This window comes from Geodermatophilus sp. SYSU D00879 (assembly GCF_054050375.1).
In genome coordinates this window covers 1-761 of sequence record NZ_JBJGZF010000042.1, presented here as the reverse complement: position 1 = coordinate 761, position 761 = coordinate 1, and the positions used below count along the sequence as shown (strand labels likewise).

The following is a 761-nucleotide window of genomic DNA, read 5'->3' as shown; positions in this document are numbered from 1 at the left end:
CGGGCCCGGACGCGGGTGCGCGTCCGGGCCCGGCGGGGGTCAGACGTTGACGCCGAAGTCCTGCGCGATGCCGCGCAGGCCGGAGGCGTAGCCCTGGCCGACCGCACGGAACTTCCAGTCGGGGCCGTTGCGGTAGAGCTCGCCGAACACCATGGCGGTCTCGACCGAGGCGTCCTCGGTGAGGTCGTAGCGGGCGATCTCCTGGCCGTTGGCCTGGTTGACGATGCGGATGAACGCGTTGCGCACCGCGCCGAAGTTCTGCTTCCGGTTGTCGGCGTCGTAGATCGACACCGGGAAGACGATCTTGTCGCAGGTCGGCGGCACGCCGGCCAGGTTGACCTGGATGACCTCGTCGTCGCCCTCGCCCTGGCCGGTGAGGTTGTCACCGACGTGCACGACGGAGCCGTCGGGGCTGCGCAGGTTGTTGAAGAAGACGAAGCCCGAGTCGTCGGGGGTGACCTTGCCGTTGGCGTCGAGCATGATCGCCGACGCGTCGAGGTCGAAGTCGCCCCCGGAGAACGTGTTGACGTCCCAGCCGAGGCCGACGTTCACCGCGGTCAGGCCCGGCGCCTCCTTGGTCAGCGAGACGTTCCCGCCCTTGGAGAGGCTGACACCCATCAGTTGGACTCCCATGTCACCGTCGGGGAGCGCAGCGGCGGTCGCCGCTGCACTGGACACCGGATGGACCGGCGCCGCCGGGGGACGCGGGCGGTGTGCCCGGCGCGTCCCCCGGCACCGGGGGGGGGGGGGGGGGGGGGGGG

General features: G+C 71.5%; 1 protein-coding gene. It reads right to left on the bottom strand.

The genetic code is table 11. From position 1 onward, the window contains the following. Positions 1 to 39: 39 nt before the first annotated feature. Positions 40 to 618 (bottom strand): TerD family protein, encoded by a 579-nt coding sequence (locus tag ACI79B_RS23185; RefSeq protein WP_456930485.1) that lies wholly within the window; start codon positions 616 to 618, stop codon positions 40 to 42. Between the last annotated feature and the right edge of the window lie 143 nt (positions 619 to 761).

Excerpts from the sequence above, each read along its gene's own strand:
- ACI79B_RS23185 (WP_456930485.1), bottom strand. The coding sequence starts at position 618 with ATGGGTGTCAGCCTCTCCAAGGGCGGGAACGTCTCGCTGACCAAGGAG.